General features: G+C 30.7%; 3 protein-coding genes. 1 reads left to right on the top strand and 2 read right to left on the bottom strand.

The annotated features are described in order from the left end of the window. Positions 1–598 precede the first annotated feature (598 nt). Positions 599–1252: a diguanylate cyclase domain-containing protein gene (locus AC1DTM_RS23925; RefSeq protein ID WP_016106055.1), complete on the bottom strand. Its 654-nt coding sequence runs from the start codon at positions 1250–1252 to the stop codon at positions 599–601. Positions 1253–1416: 164 nt separating this feature from the next. On the opposite strand from AC1DTM_RS23925, the gene AC1DTM_RS23920 reads away from it, so the two are divergent. After that, positions 1417–1650 (top strand): SPP1 phage holin family protein, encoded by a 234-nt coding sequence (locus AC1DTM_RS23920; protein ID WP_016106056.1) that lies wholly within the window; start codon positions 1417–1419, stop codon positions 1648–1650. 31 nt (positions 1651–1681) lie between these two features. Here the strand turns inward: AC1DTM_RS23920 and AC1DTM_RS23915 are convergent, their stop codons facing one another. Continuing rightward, positions 1682–2068 (bottom strand): hypothetical protein, encoded by a 387-nt coding sequence (locus AC1DTM_RS23915; RefSeq protein ID WP_477001051.1) that lies wholly within the window; start codon positions 2066–2068, stop codon positions 1682–1684. Positions 2069–2070: the final 2 nt, after the last annotated feature.

The raw sequence follows: 2070 nt of genomic DNA, 5'->3' as shown, positions 1-2070 counted from the left end.
CATTGATAATGCAGTTACAATTGCTAATTTATTATATTTCAACATCTTTTCCTCCTATTAATAAACGATCATCGTGCCAAAAATTCCATGAAAAACATGTAACTTCTTTATCTATTTCACGCTCGCATCTTTTTTACGAAGATCATCAATAATTATTTATACTGCTTGTACAATTTTCGCACTTGAAATTATGTAATATCTTAAAACATAAAGGTATTTACCTTAATCTTACCTACTGCAAGAAACACTATAATGTTTCACCTGATAAAAGATGATCGTTGACCTCTCACGTCTATCATTCCCTTTCTCACTTTCTATCAAATAACCTCTTTGTCCATTTTACATAGTGCAAAGGTGACCTCGCAACTCTTACAAAGATTCTTTTAATTTCTTAAAAAGGAAAAGTGTAGAGCATGCTTTCCTCTACACTTTTAAAATGAAACGCATTGTGCAAAATGCATTGACACATCCACAGACAATTATATGCTGATTTCATATATTTTTAAAGACTTTTGTTACAAAAAAAAGTTTTCTTGTAACAAAAGACAAAAAAATGTTACAAAAAATTCTTTATATCATACTTCTTCAAATCAAAGTTTCATTCATGACTTTGCAAGTTTCTATGATTATACAATTGATTTTGTGCCTTTCTAAACAAATCTTCAAAAGTTTTCCCTCCTATCGGATAACTTGCTGCCCCAAATAATAGTGTGACACTTAATAAATCATTCGCTATTTCATTTTGAATATTTTTGATTAATCGGTTTGTTATTGTTGACTTTTCATAGCCATTATCAACAGCTACGATAACATATTTATTTTCATCCCATTTAGTAACGACATCACCTTTTCGAATTGTCTTTACAATGGTATGTTCCAATTTTTGCACTAACACTTCCAACCTTTTTTCTTGCACTGTGTCTTTTAATTCTTCCCATTCTTTTACAGAAAGAATGTACACTGTAATATTACGAGAATCTCGTTCCGATAAAGCAGCTAATTTCCCAAAAAAATCAACAACAAAATCGTTGCTTGCCATTCCTCCTACTTCCGTATTCATACGCCCACTCTCTCTTTTATCATACCAATGTCCAAAATAGCAGCTTAGTATCATTTGCAATATATAAATAATAAAGACGGTATAAAATGATCGCGAATCCAGTTTTGTAATTACATCCTGCAGCGCAATCCATTCTGTAACTGCCACTGTATTCCCAAGTAGTAATCCACTTATTTTCCCTTTATATTTCATACTTTCCCTCCCTTCTATACTAATATATGCTTCTATAACAATAATGTTTTTCTACAAAATAAAAAATGTACATATTCCATGTACATTTCTACTTAAGCTCGTATACCTTTTCTATTTTATTTCATATATATACTATATATCGTTTTTAGAAAGGAGTGACCTATATGCCTCAAAAAGAAAATCTATCAGATATTATGCGCTTACTAGCTGGCTTTTTATTATCATTAAAATTACTATTTAACTCTTTCGGAATAAACTTCATTACAAACGATCAAATTGACGCTCTAGTAAATGTTATTTCATTTCTATTCATTCTATATTTTGGATACAAAAATAACTATGTTGGAAAAAAAGGAGTGGAACAAAAGAAATTACTCAAGAAGCACAATCTTCATTAAAGAAGGAACCTTTCGCACAGGTTCCTTCTTATCATATTCTGACAACCACTTCATTTGTTTGTAGCGGTCCATATGATACTCCTTTATATTGAAATGTATATGTAGCCTGAAATAATGAATTGGGAGGAGCTTTATCTTTATTTGCTTTTATTTGACAAATTAATTCTACCCTTTCACTCGGCGATAGATTATCGATTCGCCACCTTACAAGCTGAAATAAAAACTCACTTATTCCCTTATCTGCTTTTAAAGAGTTTGGGATATACGCGAAATAATCACGAATCATATGACTTACAACTACTCGCGAAATCATTTCAACACCTTTGTTTTCAACTTCAAGTCGAATAATTAGTATGTCATTAACATCATAGATTATCTCATATGAAAATTTTTCTTTATACATACTACGGATTTGCAATG

The organism is Bacillus sp. P4_D3, assembly GCF_056401855.1.
This window is presented reverse-complemented; position numbering and strand designations above follow the sequence as displayed.

Coding starts and splice junctions, on each gene's coding strand:
- AC1DTM_RS23925 (WP_016106055.1), bottom strand. CDS start 1,252: ATGAAATATAAAGGGAAAATAAGTGGATTACTACTTGGGAATACAGTG.
- AC1DTM_RS23920 (WP_016106056.1), top strand. CDS start 1,417: ATGCCTCAAAAAGAAAATCTATCAGATATTATGCGCTTACTAGCTGGC.